At 72.1% G+C, this 14,751-nt stretch carries 12 protein-coding genes and 1 pseudogene; 4 read left to right on the forward strand and 9 right to left on the reverse strand.

Translation table 11 applies throughout. The annotated features are described in order from the left end of the window. The first annotated feature begins 92 nt into the window (after positions 1-92). Both dxs and ACGH7X_RS30330 read left to right on the forward strand, forming a co-directional pair. A complete protein-coding gene (gene dxs, locus ACGH7X_RS30325; protein WP_399890838.1) occupies positions 93-2,021 on the forward strand; it encodes a 1-deoxy-D-xylulose-5-phosphate synthase in 1,929 nt (642 codons plus the stop codon). A 159-nt stretch (positions 2,022-2,180) separates the two neighbouring features. After that, positions 2,181-3,710: an amino acid permease gene (locus ACGH7X_RS30330; RefSeq protein WP_399890841.1), complete on the forward strand. Its 1,530-nt coding sequence runs from the start codon at positions 2,181-2,183 to the stop codon at positions 3,708-3,710. Between the two features lie 73 nt (positions 3,711-3,783). Here ACGH7X_RS30330 and ACGH7X_RS30335 read toward each other — a convergent pair whose 3' ends face one another. Both ACGH7X_RS30335 and ACGH7X_RS30340 read right to left on the reverse strand, forming a co-directional pair. After that, positions 3,784-3,951, reverse strand: a complete 168-nt coding sequence (locus ACGH7X_RS30335) for a hypothetical protein (RefSeq protein ID WP_399890845.1) — start codon at positions 3,949-3,951, stop codon at positions 3,784-3,786. Between the two features lie 61 nt (positions 3,952-4,012). Beyond that, a complete protein-coding gene (locus ACGH7X_RS30340; RefSeq protein WP_399890848.1) occupies positions 4,013-4,390 on the reverse strand; it encodes an NTP pyrophosphohydrolase in 378 nt (125 codons plus the stop codon). 90 nt (positions 4,391-4,480) lie between these two features. Between ACGH7X_RS30340 and ACGH7X_RS30345 the strand changes: the two genes are divergently transcribed. Further along, entirely contained in the window at positions 4,481-5,506 is a 1,026-nt protein-coding gene (locus ACGH7X_RS30345; protein WP_399890851.1) for a hypothetical protein, read from the forward strand. Between the two features lie 31 nt (positions 5,507-5,537). On the opposite strand, the pseudogene ACGH7X_RS30350 reads toward ACGH7X_RS30345, so the two are convergent. The 6 genes and pseudogenes from ACGH7X_RS30350 to ACGH7X_RS30375 form a co-directional block, all read right to left on the reverse strand. Further along, a pseudogene (locus ACGH7X_RS30350) lies at positions 5,538-5,786 on the reverse strand (LytR family transcriptional regulator); the annotation flags it as partial. Positions 5,787-5,997: 211 nt separating this feature from the next. Beyond that, positions 5,998-8,136 carry a 3-hydroxyacyl-CoA dehydrogenase NAD-binding domain-containing protein gene (locus ACGH7X_RS30355; RefSeq protein WP_399890854.1) on the reverse strand — a complete coding sequence of 713 codons (2,139 nt, stop codon included), beginning with the start codon at positions 8,134-8,136 and terminating at the stop codon, positions 5,998-6,000. After that, on the reverse strand, positions 8,133-9,350 hold the full coding sequence (locus tag ACGH7X_RS30360) for a thiolase family protein (RefSeq protein WP_399890856.1): 1,218 nt from the start codon (positions 9,348-9,350) through the stop codon (positions 8,133-8,135). Before ACGH7X_RS30360 ends, ACGH7X_RS30355 begins: the two co-directional genes overlap by 4 nt. Before the next feature lie 251 nt (positions 9,351-9,601). Further along, complete coding sequence (locus ACGH7X_RS30365) at positions 9,602-10,888, reverse strand: HRDC domain-containing protein (RefSeq protein ID WP_399890859.1); 1,287 nt, start codon at positions 10,886-10,888, stop codon at positions 9,602-9,604. A gap of 165 nt (positions 10,889-11,053) precedes the next feature. Next, entirely contained in the window at positions 11,054-11,716 is a 663-nt protein-coding gene (locus ACGH7X_RS30370; protein ID WP_003972894.1) for a response regulator transcription factor, read from the reverse strand. 288 nt (positions 11,717-12,004) lie between these two features. Continuing rightward, the gene (locus ACGH7X_RS30375) at positions 12,005-12,682 is read right to left on the reverse strand and encodes a DUF3000 domain-containing protein (protein ID WP_399890863.1); all 678 of its coding nucleotides are present in this window, start codon (positions 12,680-12,682) and stop codon (positions 12,005-12,007) included. Positions 12,683-12,833: 151 nt separating this feature from the next. Between ACGH7X_RS30375 and hemE the strand changes: the two genes are divergently transcribed. After that, a complete protein-coding gene (hemE, locus tag ACGH7X_RS30380) occupies positions 12,834-13,901 on the forward strand; it encodes a uroporphyrinogen decarboxylase (protein WP_399890865.1) in 1,068 nt (355 codons plus the stop codon). A 7-nt stretch (positions 13,902-13,908) separates the two neighbouring features. Here the strand turns inward: hemE and ACGH7X_RS30385 are convergent, their stop codons facing one another. Beyond that, positions 13,909-14,748, reverse strand: coding sequence for an ABC transporter permease (locus tag ACGH7X_RS30385; protein ID WP_399890868.1), 840 nt, complete (start codon positions 14,746-14,748; stop codon positions 13,909-13,911). Positions 14,749-14,751: the final 3 nt, after the last annotated feature.

A 14,751-nucleotide genomic window follows, 5' to 3' on the forward strand; every position in this document is an offset into this window, starting at 1 on the left:
GTGACGTACGACGCACCGCCCGGACACGTTCCGCCAGAGCGGAACATTAGACTCGACGAGCCCGGCAACAGCTCTACTGCAAGGAGGCACGGGTGCCGCTGCTGACCCGCATCACGGGACCGCGCGATCTGGACCGGCTCAGCCTGGAAGAGCTGGGCCGGCTGGCCGAGGAGATCCGTACCTTCCTCGTCGACGCCGTGTCCAAGACCGGCGGCCACCTCGGCCCCAACCTCGGCGTGGTGGAACTCACCCTCGCCCTCCACCGCGTCTTCGACTCGCCGAAGGACAAGGTGCTCTGGGACACGGGCCACCAGTCCTACGTGCACAAGCTCCTCACCGGACGCCAGGACTTCTCGAAGCTGAAGATGAAGGGCGGCCTGTCCGGCTACCCCTCGCAGGGGGAGTCCGAGCACGACGTCATCGAGAACAGCCACGCCTCCACCGTCCTCGGCTGGGCCGACGGCATCGCCAAGGCCAACCAGGTCCTTCAGCGCGACGACCACGTCGTCGCCGTCATCGGCGACGGCGCCCTGACCGGCGGCATGGCCTGGGAGGCGCTGAACAACATCGCCGCCGCCAAGGACCGCCCCCTCGTCATCGTCGTCAACGACAACGAGCGCTCCTACGCGCCCACCATCGGCGGCCTCGCCAACCACCTGGCGACCCTGCGCACCACCGACGGCTACGAGCGCTTCCTGGCCCGCGGCAAGGACCTCCTGGAGCGCACCCCGGTCGTCGGGCGCCCCCTCTACGACACCCTGCACGGCGCCAAGAAGGGCCTGAAGGACTTCATCGCCCCCCAGGGCATGTTCGAGGACCTCGGCCTCAAGTACGTCGGCCCCATCGACGGCCACGACCTCGAGGCCCTGGAGTCCGCCCTCACCCGCGCCAAGCGCTTCGGCGGCCCGGTGATCGTGCACTGCCTCACCGAGAAGGGCCGCGGCTACCAGCCGGCCCTCCAGGACGAGGCCGACCGCTTCCACGCCGTCGGCAAGATCCACCCCGACACCGGCCTGCCGATCTCCACCTCCGGCGCCGACTGGACGTCCGTCTTCGGCGAGGAGATGCTCAAGCTCGGCAAGGAGCGCGAGGACGTCGTCGCCATCACCGCGGCCATGCTCCAGCCGGTCGGCCTCGACAAGTTCGCCAAGGCCTTCCCCGACCGCGTCTACGACGTCGGCATCGCCGAACAGCACGGCGCGGTCTCCGCGGCCGGCCTCGCCCACGGCGGCGTCCACCCGGTCTTCGCCGTGTACGCCACCTTCCTCAACCGCGCCTTCGACCAGGTGCTGATGGACGTGGCCCTGCACAAGTGCGGCGTGACGTTCGTGCTGGACCGCGCCGGTGTCACCGGCACCGACGGCGCCTCCCACAACGGCATGTGGGACATGTCGATCCTCCAGGTCGTCCCCGGCCTGCGCCTGGCCGCCCCGCGCGACGCCGACCAGGTCCGCGCCCAGCTGCGCGAGGCCGTCCAGGTGGACGACGCGCCGACCGTGGTCCGCTTCTCCAAGGGCGCCGTCGGCCCCGCCGTGCCCGCCGTCGGCCGCGTCGGCGGCATGGACGTGCTGCGCGCCCCCGGCACCGACACGCCCGACGTGCTCCTGGTCTCCGTCGGCGCGCTCGCGCCGATGTGCCTGGAGGTGGCCGACCTGCTGAACAAGCAGGGCATCTCCACCACCGTGGTCGACCCGCGCTGGGTCAAGCCCGTCGACGAGGCCATGGCCCCGCTCGCCGAGCGGCACCGCGTGGTCGTCACCGTCGAGGACAACTCGCGCGTCGGGGGCGTCGGCTCCACCGTCGCCCAGGCCCTGCGCGACGCCGGCGTCGACGTACCGCTGCGCGACTTCGGCATCCCGCCGCGCTTCCTCGACCACGCCTCCCGCGCCGAGGTCATGGCCGAGATCGGGCTCACCGCGCCGGACATCGCCCGCCAGGTCACCGGCCTGGTCGCCAAGCTCGACGGCAGGTACGACCGCGCGGGCGCCGAGGTGGACCAGGTGGAGGCCGCGCGCGACTGACGCGGCGCACTCCGCGACACCGCACTGAGCCGAATGGGCCGGTTCCACCACTCGTTGCAGTAGTGGAACCGGCCCATCCGCGTGAAATCGCCCACGCCGGGGCATACGCAGTACGCCCCCTCTCGATCATGTCGAGGACGACAAGCGTGGGAGGTCCCCGTGAGCAACACCCTCTTCAGGACCAAGAAGATCGAGCAGTCCATCCGTGACACGGAGGAACCGGAGCACGCGCTCAAGAAATCCCTGTCGGCGCTGGACCTGACCGTCTTCGGTATCGGCGTCGTCATCGGCACCGGCATCTTCGTACTGACCGGCACGGTCGCCAAGAACAACGCCGGACCGTCGGTGGCTCTCGCCTTCACTCTGGCAGGCGCCGTCTGCGCACTCGCCGCGCTCTGCTACGCCGAGTTCGCCTCCACCGTCCCGGTGGCCGGGTCCGCGTACACCTTCTCCTACGCCTCACTCGGCGAGCTGCCGGCCTGGATCATCGGCTGGGACCTGGTCCTGGAGTTCTCGCTCGCCACGGCGGTGGTGGCCGTCGGCTGGTCGGGCTACATCCGCTCGCTGCTGGACAACGCGGGCTGGCACCTGCCCGCGGAACTCGGCGGCAGGGACGGCGCGGAGGGATTCGGCTTCGACATCCTCGCCGCCGCCCTGGTGCTCGTGCTCACCGCCATCCTCGTGTTCGGCATGAAGCTGTCGGCGCGGGTCACCTCGGTCGTCGTCGCCATCAAGGTCGCCGTCGTCCTCATCGTGATCATCGCGGGCGCCTTCTTCGTCAAGGGCGCCAACTACGACCCGTTCATCCCGAAGGCGCAGCCCGTGGAGGCCGGCGGGGGACTGCACTCACCACTGATCCAGTTGATGTTCGGCTGGGCGCCGTCCAACTTCGGCGTGATGGGCATCTTCACGGCCGCCTCGGTCGTCTTCTTCGCCTTCATCGGCTTCGACATCGTCGCCACGGCCGCCGAGGAGACCAAGAACCCGCAGCGCGACATGCCCCGCGGCATCCTCGGCTCCCTGATCATCTGTACCGTCCTGTACGTCGCCGTGTCGATCGTCGTCACCGGCATGCAGCACTACAGCAAGCTGTCCATCGACGCCCCGCTCGCCGACGCGTTCAAGGCCACCGGGCATCCCTTCTTCTCGGGCGTCATCAGCTTCGGCGCCGCGGTCGGCCTGACCACGGTGTGCATGATCCTTCTCCTCGGCCAGACCCGCGTGTTCTTCGCGATGAGCCGCGACGGACTGCTGCCGCGCTTCTTCTCCCACGTCCACCCGAAGTTCCGGACCCCCTACCGGCCGACCATCCTGCTCGGCGTGATCATCGCGATCGTGGCCGGCTTCACCAGCCTGAGCGAGCTGGCGGAACTGGTGAACATCGGCACGCTCTTCGCCTTCGTCGTCGTCGCCTTCAGCGTGATCATCCTGCGCAGGACCCGCCCCGACCTGCCCCGCGCCTTCCGCACCCCGCTGGTCCCGCTGCTGCCCATCGTGTCCGTGGCCGCCTCGCTGTGGCTGATGCTCAACCTGCCCGCCGAGACCTGGGTCCGGTTCGCCGTCTGGATGGCGATCGGCTTCGTCGTGTACTTCCTCTACGGCCGTACCCACAGCCGCCTGGCCCTCGGCGAGGAGACCCCGGCCGACCCGGCGGGCCCGGCCAAGCGGTCCGGCCCGGACGGTCCGTAGCCCCCACCGGTCACGGCCGGGGCCCCGTACCCGCTCGGCGCGTACGGGGCCCCGCCCGTGCCCGGATGTGCCCTCACCCGGGACGCACGGTCCTCGGCCCCGCCACCTCCGCGCCCAGCTCCGTCACCCGGCGGCGCAGTTCGCGGTCGGCCGTGACGACCAGGACGGGCCGGTCGCCCACGACCCGGCGGGCCCGGCCAAGCGGTCCGGCCCGGACGGTCCGTAGCCCCCCACCGGTCACGGGGCCGGGGCCCCGTACCCGCTCGGCGCGTACGGGGCCCCGCCCGTGCCCGGATGTGCCCTCACCCGGGACGCACGGTCCTCGGCCCCGCCACCTCCGCGCCCAGCTCCGTCACCCGGCGGCGCAGTTCGCGGTCGGCCGTGACGACCAGGACGGGCCGGTCGCCCGCCGCCCGCGCGACCAGCTCGACCATGTGGTCGTCCCCGCTGCCGGGCGCGGACTCCACCCGTACGCCGGGAACGGACTCCACCCCGCGGGCCGCGCCCTCGACGACGAGCACGACCTCCACCGGCCCGGGCCGACCCGGCACCCCGTCCGCCGCCAGCCGGTCCCGCAGCCGCTCCGCGGCCCCGCGCCGGTCCCGCCACCACCCGTCGGGCACCGAGCCGACCACGTTCGCGGCGTCGACGATCACGAGCACGGGTGCGTTGTCGTCCATGGCGTCAGGGTCGCACGGCGCCGCCGGCCGCCGCCGTCCACGGCCGTACCCGAGCTACACGGAGCCGGCGGCCCCGCTTACAGTGAACCGGTGAACGGCGACTGGCTTCTCCTCGGCCGCGACGGCCGCCTCAGCGTCTACCTCCCGTCGGACGGCGCCGCGCTGTGGCGTGCCGAACGCACGCCCGCGGGTCCCTGGGACGCCCCGCGCCGCGTCGGCGGAGACCAGGAACTGTGCCCGGGCGGTCCCGCGATCGGCCGGGGCCCGGACGGCTACGCTCATCTGGCCGCCTGGCGGCCCACCGCCTCCAGCACTTTCGACCTTGTGCACACCACGCACTTCCGACCCCTGCTCGCGCCCCTGGACTGGCAGTCGGCCGGTCACCCGAACAAGCAGGGCGACCGCACCGGAACACCCGCGGTCGCGGTGGACGCGCAGGGACGCGCCCACGTCTTCGTCCGCAACCGGGGCGGTGGCATGAGCATGGTGGCCCAGCGGGAGAAGGGCGGCTGGGCACCGTGGCGGGACCTGAAGGGCAGCGGCGTCCAGGAGACGCCGACGGCCCTGACGACCCAGTCCGGCCTGGTCGAGGTGTACGCGCCCGTCCAGGGCGGGATCCTGCACTGGAGTCAGGAGGAGCCGGGCACGCGCATGGTGCTGGGGGAGCGCCTCGAGGCGGCCGTCCGCCCGGGCACCCTGCGCGCGCTGGCGACCTCCGAGGAGCACACCACCGTCTTCTTCACCGACGACGACACCGGTGAGCTGTGCGCCTGGCGTCCCGGTGGGAAACCGGCCCCCCTGCTGCCCGCCGCCGGCCCCGGCCCCGTCTCCGCCGTCCGCACCGTCATAGACGGCCACGACTGCACGCTGGTCGCCCAGCGCTCGGCGGGCAGCGGCCGCGTCGCCTTCGCCGCGTACCCCTCGGAGCTGGAGGAGATGAGCGCGACCTGGACGGAGTCGGGCCCCGCACTGCCGGCCGACGCGACGGTGTCCCTGGCACTGGACGCCGACGGCTGGCTGGTGGCGGCGACGCTGTCCCCGTCCACCGGACAACTCCTGCTGTCCCGACGGAAGGACGAGGCGGGGCTGGCGCTGGGGGCTTGGGGGGCGGTCTGAGGAGCCCGCTCCCCCGAGGCGTGGGTCAGGATCAGGAAGTGCCGCCGCTCGCGGGGGACTTCTTCGCCGACTCCGGGATCTCCTCGTCGGCGCGGATCGCCTTCCGCAGGGTGGACGCCTGCGGCTCAGCGGCCACCACCCGGTTCGGGTCGGTCTTGTCGCAGGCCACCGGCAGCATGATGGTCTCCATGGTGGACGGGTCGACCCCGTTCAGGCTGCGGCCGAAGTCCGCCAGGGCGGTGAGCGAGGCGAGTTCGGAGTCGGTGGTCAGCGCGGCGGTACTTTCGCCGACGCACCCGCCACCGCTTTCGACGGCCTGGGCCGCGCCACGATCGCAGTCGTCGGTGCCGATGGGCGTCTGGTCGGTGCCCGCCAGGTCGCCTCCGGCGCCACCGAGTTCGGCCCCTGGACGGTGGCGGGCCGAGCCCGCGGCCCCGCAGCGGAGAGGGCCTCCGCCGACGGCGGAGGCCCTCGTCACGCACACCGGGAGACTACGCCGGAACCGACGCCACCCCCGCCTCCAGGAACCGCTTCCCGTTCACCCGCTCCGCGACGCCCTCGCGGTCCAGGTACGGGGTGATGCCGCCCAGGTGGAAGGGCCAGCCGGCGCCGGTGATGAGGCAGAGGTCGATGTCCTGGGCCTCGGCGACGACGCCCTCGTCGAGCATCAGGCCGATCTCCTGGGCCACCGCGTCCAGGACGCGGTCGCGGACCTGCTCCTCGGTCAGGACGGTGTCGCCCTGCTTGAGGAGGGCTGCCACCTCGGGGTCCAGCTCGGGTTTGGCGGGATTTTCGGCGGAGTACGTGTAGAAGCCGCGCTTGCCCGCCTCGACGACCGCCTTCAGGTTCGGGGAGACCGTGAAGCGGTCGGGGAAGGCCCGGTTGAGGGTCTGAGAGACGTGCAGGCCGATGGCCGGGCCGACCAGCTCCAGGAGGACCAGCGGGGACATCGGCAGGCCGAGCGGCTCCACCGCCTTCTCCGCGACCGGCACCGGGGTGCCCTCGTCGATGACGTTCTGGATCTCGCCCATGAAGCGGGTCAGGATGCGGTTGACCACGAACGCCGGGGCGTCCTTGACGAGGACCGCGGTCTTCTTCAGCTTCTTGGCGACGCCGAACGCCGTGGCCAGCGAGGCCTCGTCGGTCTGCTCGCCGCGGACGATCTCCAGGAGGGGGAGGATCGCGACCGGGTTGAAGAAGTGGAAGCCGACGACCCGCTCGGGGTGCTTCAGCTTCGACGCCATCTCCGAGACGGAGAGGGAGGAGGTGTTGGTGGCGAGGATGGCGTGCGCCGGGGCCACCGCCTCGACCTCCGCGAAGACCTTCTGCTTGACGCCCATCTCCTCGAAGACGGCCTCGATGACGAAGTCGGCGTCCGCGAAGCCCTCGGCCTTGTCCAGGACGCCGGTCACCAGGGCCTTGAGGCGGTTCGCCTTGTCCTGGTTGACACGGCCCTTGCCGAGCAGCTTGTCGATCTCGGCGTGGACGTAGCCCACGCCCTTGTCGACGCGCTCCTGGTCGATGTCCGTGAGGACGACCGGGACCTCAAGGCGGCGGAGGAAGAGCAGGGCGAGCTGGGAGGCCATCAGGCCGGCGCCGACCACGCCCACCTTGGTGACCGGGCGGGCCAGCGACTTGTCCGGGGCTCCGGCCGGGCGCTTGGCGCGCTTCTGGACCAGGTTGAAGGCGTAGATGCCGGAGCGCAGTTCGCCGCCCATGATGAGGTCGGCGAGGGCCTGGTCCTCGGCGTCGTAGCCCTGCTGGAGGTCGCCGTTCTTGGCGGCGGCGATGATGTCCAGGGCGCGGTAGGCGGCCGGGGCGGCGCCGTGCACCTTGCCGTCGGCGATGAAGCGGCCCTTGGCGACGGCCTGGTCCCAGGCCTCGCCGCGGTCGATCAGCGGGCGCTCGACGGTGATCTCGCCCTTGAGGACGGACGCCGTCCAGAGCAGCGACTGCTCCAGGAAGTCCGCGCCCTCGAAGATCGCGTCCGCGATGCCGAGTTCGTGGACCTGCTTGCCCTTGAGCTGCTTGTTCTGGTTGAGGCTGTTCTCGATGATCACCGAGACGGCCTTGTCGGCGCCGATCAGGTTCGGCAGCAGCGTGCAGCCGCCCCAGCCGGGGACCAGCCCGAGGAAGACCTCGGGGAGGGAGAAGGCGGGGAGCGCCGCGGACACCGTGCGGTAGGTGCAGTGCAGGCCGATCTCCACGCCGCCGCCCATGGAGGCGCCGTTGTAGTACGCGAAGGACGGCACGGCGAGGTTCGCCAGGCGCTTGAGGACGTCGTGGCCGCCCTTGCCGATGGCCAGCGCGTCCTCGTGCCGCTTCAGCAGCTCGACGCCCTTGAGGTCGGCGCCGACGGCGAAGATGAACGGCTTGCCCGTGACGCCGACGCCGACGATGTCGCCGTCCGCGGCCTCCTTCTCGACCTGGTCGACCGCGGCGTCGATGTTCGCCAGCGACTGCGGGCCGAGGGTGGTCGGCTTGGTGTGGTCGTGGCCGTTGTCCAGGGTGATGAGCGCGAAGCGCCCGGCGCCCAGGGGCAGGTCGAAGTGGCGTACGTGTGCCTGCGTGACGACCTCGCCGGGGAACAGCTCGGCCGCACCCTTCAGCAGCTCTGCGGTGGTGCTCACTTGTCCCCCTCGAAGTGCGGGTTCTCCCAGATGACCGTCGCGCCCATGCCGAAGCCGACGCACATGGTGGTCAGGCCGTAGCGGACGTGCGGCTGCTCCTCGAACTGGCGGGCCAGCTGCGTCATCAGCCGGACGCCGGAGGAGGCCAGCGGGTGGCCGAAGGCGATGGCGCCGCCGTACTGGTTGACGCGCGCGTCGTCGTCGGCGATGCCGTAGTGCTCCAGGAAGGCGAGGACCTGGACGGCGAAGGCCTCGTTGATCTCGAACAGGCCGATGTCGGAGATGGACAGGCCCGCCTGGGCCAGCGCCTTCTCCGTCGCCGGGATCGGGCCGTAGCCCATGACCTCCGGCTCGACGCCCGCGAAGGAGTACGCGACGAGGCGCATCTTGACCGGCAGGTTGTTCTCGCGGGCGAAGTCCTCGCTCGCGATGAGGGAGGCGGTCGCGCCGTCGTTCAGACCGGCCGCGTTGCCCGCGGTGACCCGGCCGTGCACGCGGAACGGTGTCTTCAGACCGGCGAGGTTCTCCAGTGTGGTGCCGGGGCGCATCGGCTCGTCGGCGGTGACCAGGCCCCAGCCCGTCTCGCCCGCCTCCTCGTTGGTGCGGCGCACCGAGACCGGCACCAGGTCGGCCTGGATCTGGCCGTTGGCGTAGGCCTTGGCGGCCTTCTCCTGCGAGCGCACGGCGTACTCGTCGGCGCGCTGCTTGGTGATGCTCGGGTAGCGGTCGTGCAGGTTCTCCGCCGTCATGCCCATGAACAGGGCGGACTCGTCGACCAGCTTCTCGCTGACGAACCGCGGGTTCGGGTCCACGCCCTCGCCCATCGGGTGGCGGCCCATGTGCTCGACACCGCCCGCGACGGCGACGTCGTACGCACCGAAGGCGACCGAGCCGGCCACCGAGGTGACGGCGGTCAGGGCGCCCGCGCACATGCGGTCGATGGAGTAGCCCGGGACCGAGGTGGGCAGGCCCGCCAGGATGCCGGCGGTGCGGCCGATGGTCAGGCCCTGGTCACCGATCTGCGTGGTCGCGGCGACCGCGACCTCGTCGATCTTCTTGGGGTCGAGACCGGGGTTGCGGCGCAGCAGCTCCCGGATCGCCTTCACGACCAGGTCGTCGGCGCGGGTCTCGTGGTAGATGCCCTTCGGGCCCGCCTTGCCGAACGGGGTGCGGACGCCGTCTACGAAGACGACGTCCCTGACGGTACGAGGCACGATGGCTCTCCTCCAGGGTGCGGGATGGCACTGCTGCGGCACGCATGCACTGAGCGCGCGCTCAGCCCCATGCTACTTATGAGTAACGTAGCTGCCCAGTCCCCCCGGCGGGAGCGGTGAACGTCACACCGCCCGTCACACCACCGGAGCACCGCGCATCCCAGGATCTTGGCCGGAACCCGCCGCTCCACCGGCGCCGCGACCCGCGCCCGCTGTGGCCCGAGGTGGGCCCGCGGTCGGCCCCGGCCCCGCTACGACTCGTCCCGGCTCAGTGCCGTCACCAGTACCGGTGTCACCTGCTCCACCTGCCAAGGCCGGGCCCCGTGTCCGGCCAGCGCCGCGCTCACGGACTCGGTGTCGACCGTCGCGGGCGGCTCCCAGCAGACCCGGCGCACCGTGTCCGGCGTGATCAGGTTCTCCTGGGGCATGCTCAGCTGCTCGGCCAGCGCCGTCACCGCCGCGCGCGCCGCGGACAGCCGGGCCGCGGCGGCCGGGTCCTTGTCGGCCCACGCCCGGGGTGGCGGCGGACCGGTCACCGGCTGGCCGGGCTGCGGCAGCTGCGACTCGGACAGTGCCTTGGCCCGGTCGACCGACACCTGCCACTGCTCCAGCTGCCGGCGGTTCACCCGCCCGAAGCCGTTCAGCGCGGCCAGTGCGTGCGCGTTGGCCGGCAGCGCGAGCGCCGCCTCGACGATGGCCGCGTCCCCGAGCACCTTGCCGGGGGAGACATCCCGGCGCTGCGCGATCCGGTCCCGGGCCTGCCACAGCTCCCGCACCACGGCGAGCTGGCGGCGCCGGCGCACCTTGTGCATGCCGGACGTACGGCGCCACGGGTCCTTGCGCGGCTCGGGCGGCGGGGCCGACGCGATCGCGTCGAACTCCTCCCGGGCCCACTCCAGCTTGCCCTGCCGGTCCAGCTCCTTCTCCAGCGCGTCCCGCAGGTCGACCAGCAGCTCGACGTCGAGCGCGGCGTAGCGCAGCCAGGGCTCGGGCAGCGGGCGGGTCGACCAGTCGACGGCCGAGTGGCCCTTCTCCAGGACGAAGCCCAGGACGTTCTCCACCATCGCGCCGAGGCCGACGCGCGGGAACCCGGCGAGCCGGCCGGCCAGCTCGGTGTCGAAGATACGGGTGGGCACCATCCCTATTTCGCGCAGGCACGGCAGGTCCTGGGTGGCCGCGTGCAGCACCCACTCGACGTCGGCGATCGCCGCGCCGAGACCGGACAGGTCGGGACAGGCCACCGGATCGATCAGTGCGGTCCCGGCGCCCTCGCGGCGCAGCTGGACCAGGTAGGCGCGCTGGCCGTAGCGGTACCCGGAGGCGCGCTCGGCGTCGACGGCGACGGGGCCGCTGCCGGCGGCGAAGGCGGCGGTCACCTCGGCGAGGGCGGCCGCGTCGGCGATCACCGGCGGAATGCCCTCGCGCGGTTCGAGCAAGGGGATCGGCGCCTGACTCACAGAAGATCCGGCGTCGTCCGGAGGGGCGCCTCCGGTGGTTCGCAGTGAACGGTCTGCTGCGGTTTCGTGGGCGTCGGTCACCTGTCAAGGGTATCGGTGGATTGACGGCGCCCGCCGACGGAACGTTCCGTCGGCGGGCGCCGGGGGGTCGTAAACCAGTCAGGTCAGTGAAAGATCGGCTTCACGGGGCGTCGTCAGGGGAGTGGGGAGCGGGGCACGAGGAGCGTGGAGTGGGGATCGGAGCGGTCAGTGGATGATGCCCGTGCGCAGGGCGACCGCGACCATCCCGGCGCGGTCGCCCGTGCCGAGCTTGCGGGCGATGCGGGCGAGGTGGCTCTTGACGGTCAGGGCGGACAGGCCCATCGAGACGCCGATCGCCTTGTTCGACTGGCCCTCCGCGACCAGCCGCAGCACCTCCACCTCGCGGCCGGAGAGCTCGCGATAGCCGCCCGGGTGGCTCGGGGCGCCCGGGGGGCGGCGGTGCAGACGGGCGGCGGCCGCGCCGATGGGGGCGGCGCCCGGCCGGGTGGGGAGCCCGACGTTGGTACGGGTGCCGGTGACGACGTAGCCCTTGACGCCGCCGGCCAGGGCGTTGCGCACGGCGCCGATGTCGTCGGCGGCGGACAGGGCGAGCCCGTTGGGCCACCCTGCGGCGCGGGTCTCCGACAGCAGGGTCAGGCCGGAGCCGTCGGGGAGATGGACGTCCGCGACGCAGATGTCACGGGGGTTGCCGATGCGGGGACGAGCCTCCGCGACGGACGAGGCCTCGATGACGTCGCGCACACCGAGCGCCCACAGGTGGCGGGTGACGGTGGAACGGACGCGCGGGTCGGCCACGACCACCATGGCGGTCGGCTTGTTCGGGCGGTAGGCGACCAGGCTTGCAGGCTGCTCGAGGAGAACGGACACCAGGCCTCCTGGGGTGCGGGACGGGGCCGGCTCATGGGGGTGAAGCCGGGACGAACCGTGCTTTCAAGGTCACAGTCGTCTTCGGCACCGAACGCGTCCGCCTTTAGAGAATGATCACGATCTGGTGAGTAACAATCCGAGCAATTCGGACACGCGGTCGATCATTCGAAGATCGAACGGTTCCGCACTTTGTCGATACGAGGCCGAAAGTGGCCGTGTCGACAAAGTGACGGAACGCGCTCCAGGCGTGCTGTGCCCCCTTCGCGAAGTGGTGAACGGCAGGTGGGGTCAGCGCGACTGCGGGCCGCGTCGCTGCGGCAGCGTCACGATCGACGCGTCGCCCGGCGCGGCCGGCGGCAGGCCCGCTACCTGGGCCAGCAGATCGCACCACGAGGCCAGGTGCGCCGCGGTGTCCGGGACGCCGCCCAGACCCTCGCGCGGCGTCCAGGACGCCCGGATCTCGATCTGCGAGGCGGACGGGCGCGCCGAGAGTCCCCCGAAGTAGTGGGAACTCGCGCGCGTGACGGTGCCGCTGGGCTCGCCGTACGTCAGCCCGCGCGCCTGGAGCGCGCCGGTCAGCCAGGACCAGCACACGTCCGGCAGCAGCGGATCCGCGGCCATCTCCGGTTCCAGCTCGGCGCGCACCAGCGTCACCAGCCGGAAGGTGCCCCGCCAGGCGTCGTGCCCGGCCGGATCGTGCAGCAGCACCAGCCGCCCGTCCGCCAGGTCCTCGTCGCCGTCGACGACGGCGGCCTCCAGCGCGTACGCGTACGGGGCGAGGCGCTGCGGTGCGCGCGTCGCCTCCACCTCGATCTGCGGCCGCAGCCGCGCGGCCCGCAGTGCCTCGACGGCGGCCGCGAAGGGCGGCGGTGCCGTACTCCCCTTGTGCCGGGCGTCCTCCTCGGTACCCTCCGGTTCGTCCATTCCGCCAGCGCCGTCCGACAGTCGTCCCTGAGCCGCAGCCATGCGGGGAACATTAAGCGGAACGGCGGCTCGGTGCAGGGAGGGACACCCGCGTGCGGGCGCGATGTCCGGATCACGCGGTCTCGCGGGGGCGCACGGGGGCCGCCCCACCCGTGGTCCGGCGCCGTCCGGGGGTCATGGGAGACTTGCCGGTGTGAGTGCCAACCAGAGCCCCGCGGGCCAGCAGCCGACCGCCACGTACGACTCCGCGTTCCTCAGGGCGTGCAGGCGTGAGCCGGTGCCGCACACCCCCGTGTGGTTCATGCGGCAGGCCGGACGCTCACTGCCGGAGTACCTGAAGGTGCGCGAAGGCGTCCCGATGCTCGAGTCCTGCACGCGGCCGGAGCTCGTCGCCGAGATCACCCTCCAGCCGGTGCGCCGGCACGGCGTGGACGCCGCGATCTACTACAGCGACATCGTGGTCCCGCTCAAGGCCATCGGCATCGACCTCGACATCAAGCCAGGTGTCGGCCCCGTCATCGCCGATCCGATCCGCACCCGCGCGGACCTGGCACGGCTGCGCGAGCTCACCCCCGAGGACGTCACCTACGTCACCGAGGCCTTCGGCCTGCTCACCCGCGAGCTCGGTGCCACCCCGCTGATCGGCTTCGCGGGCGCGCCGTTCACCCTCGCGAGCTACCTCGTGGAGGGCGGCCCGTCCCGTAACCACGAGCACACCAAGGCCCTCATGTACGGCGACCCGCAGCTGTGGGCCGACCTCCTGGACCGGCTCGCGGGCATCACGGCCGCCTTCCTCAAGGTGCAGATCGAGGCGGGCGCGAGCGCGGTCCAGCTCTTCGACTCCTGGGTCGGCGCACTGTCCCCCGCGGACTACCGCCGCTCGGTGCTGCCCGCCTCCGCCAAGGTCTTCGAGGCCGTCGCCGGGTACGGCGTGCCGCGCATCCACTTCGGCGTCGGCACCGGCGAACTGCTCGGCCTGATGGGCGAGGCCGGCGCGGACGTCGTCGGCGCCGACTGGCGCGTCCCGCTGGACGAGGCGGCCCGCCGCGTCGGCCCCGGCAAGGCGCTCCAGGGCAACCTGGACCCGGCCGTCCTCTTCGCCGGCCGTGAGGCGGTCGAGACCAAGACCCGCGAGATCCTGGACGTGGCCGCGGACCTGGAGGGCCACGTCTTCAACCTCGGCCACGGCGTCCTGCCCACCACCGACCCGGACGCGCTGACCCGCCTCGTGGAGTACGTCCACACGCAGACCGCGCGCTGAGCCGCCCTCACCCGTTGCGGGCGTACCACGCCAGGCACCGGCGCCACAGTGCCAGCCCGGACAGCAGCACCACCAGGGCGACCAGGGGCGACAGGTACACCAGCAGGGGGGAGACCGGGACCGTGTCGGCGTGGCCCGTCAGCCACGCCGCCGGGTAGTACCCGGCGAACGCGATCGGCACCCCGAAGGTGAACGCGCCCTGGAGCGCCACCGGGAACACGCTCAGCGGATAGTTGCCGAAGTTGCCGGCCGTGTTGTCCAGCCAGAAGAACAGGGACTCACTGCCCCGGAACCTCAGCACCAGACCGGCGATGTGCAGATTGAGCCCGAGTTCGATCACGGTGGCGGCGACGACCGCCACGGCCAGGAAGCCCAGCGCGGCGGGCGACCACGTGACGTCCAGCAGGGACAGGCACACGCCGAGCGACGCGCCGGCCACCACCAGGTCGCCCAGCGCGTTGATCGGCGCCTCGTAGGTGAAGACCTGGAGCAGCACCGGCGCGGGCCGGGTGCGGAAGGCCTCGAAGCGGCCCTCGCGCAGCAGGTGCGGGATCAGCCCGAGATTGCCGAAGAGCAGCATGTACAGGCCGTGCCCCAGCATGCGGATGCTGCTGATCAGGAGGATCTCGCCGAGGTCCCAGCCCGCCAGGGACGGGAACCGGCTGAAGATCACCGCGGCGAAGAGCAGCACGGTGATCTGGAAGGTCACCCCGTTGGCGACGGCCATCGCGAAGTCCGCGCGGTTGGCGAGCTGGCTGCGCAGCCCGGCCCGCATGATCACGGCGGCCAGCCGCAGCCGGCCCACACGGTGCGCCGCGGACGGGGGTACGGCGGTGCCGGAGGCCATCGG

Origin of the sequence: Streptomyces sp. BBFR51 (assembly GCF_044591655.1) — a bacterium.
GTDB lineage: Bacteria > Actinomycetota > Actinomycetes > Streptomycetales > Streptomycetaceae > Streptomyces.

Excerpts from the sequence above, each read along its gene's own strand:
- ACGH7X_RS30340 (WP_399890848.1), bottom strand. The coding sequence starts at position 4,390 with ATGGACGACAACGCACCCGTGCTCGTGATCGTCGACGCCGCGAACGTG.
- ACGH7X_RS30375 (WP_399890863.1), bottom strand. The coding sequence starts at position 12,682 with ATGGCTGCGGCTCAGGGACGACTGTCGGACGGCGCTGGCGGAATGGAC.
- ACGH7X_RS30385 (WP_399890868.1), bottom strand. The coding sequence starts at position 14,748 with ATGGCCTCCGGCACCGCCGTACCCCCGTCCGCGGCGCACCGTGTGGGC.